This is a genomic window from Oleiphilus sp. HI0066, assembly GCF_001635725.1.
In genome coordinates, this window is the sequence record NZ_LWFH01000777.1 from 1 (window position 1) to 879 (window position 879).

Annotated in this window: 1 protein-coding gene; it reads left to right on the forward strand. The window is 41.0% G+C overall.

Features of this window, described 5'->3' with window-relative positions:
- The first annotated feature begins 500 nt into the window (after window positions 1–500).
- Window positions 501–863: a hypothetical protein gene (locus A3738_RS09280; RefSeq protein WP_068502542.1), complete on the forward strand. Its 363-nt coding sequence runs from the start codon at window positions 501–503 to the stop codon at window positions 861–863.
- Window positions 864–879 lie beyond the last annotated feature (16 nt).

Genomic DNA, 879 nt, shown 5'->3' on the forward strand with positions numbered 1-879 from the left:
AAACTTTCAGACAGTTTAATAGAGCCGATTTTCGTCCGCTATTTTGTATCAGGTATTTTCAAAGCCTGTCAGAATAGACCCATAAGAATGAAAAGCGGACATTGGTTTTCCATTCGCAAATAGACAAAAGCCGCTGTTAGTGCTTCGCAGTTCACCATGCCCGCTTCGAAGAAGATTGCAGACCTTAACGCTTTGATCGCACCTGCTTCGAGAGGTCGAGTTGTGTAGGTTCAAATTATATCTACAGGTCGGCTGTGATAACCGCGCGAGCGGCGGGTATCACTGCTTACTCTTATAAAGCTCTGATTTTAAGGAGGTAATGAATTAGCAAATGCGTATTCAGTACGCATTTGCTAAAGAGTGTGCGCAATTTGAAAAAACGGAAGTCTCATAAGTCTATGATTATTAATGAATTGATCCTTCCGAAGGTGTTAACCTAATTGAAAAGTGATACCCGTATCGGGTACGTAGAATTAACTGTTATGCACTAAGAGATCGCAATGGGTAGCAAAATCGCAGGAACATTAAGCTTGTTAGGTGCAGTGGCTCTTATAGCCATATGGTGGGTGTTTCTATTTTCTGCTCGGCCTGACTGCCTAGATTCTGTTCAGCTTGCAATATCATCTGCCAAATACGCGTTGTCTCCAAGCGAGTCAGGTAGCTGGCTATTCATTTTTACTTTGGTTTCAATTTTTGCTTGTATCTTAACGGGTCTAATTCTACTTTTCGGCAAACAAAAAAATCTAGCCATGTACCTAATAGCTATACATGCTGTAGCGGCTGCGTTTATCTATACTTGGTCATTGGTAGTGGCTATCGCATTACCTTTAATCTATTTGGGTAAGGTGCAAAAAAATGCATAACAAGGGTAGGAAAAAT

Excerpts from the sequence above, each read along its gene's own strand:
- A3738_RS09280 (WP_068502542.1), top strand. The coding sequence starts at position 501 with ATGGGTAGCAAAATCGCAGGAACATTAAGCTTGTTAGGTGCAGTGGCT.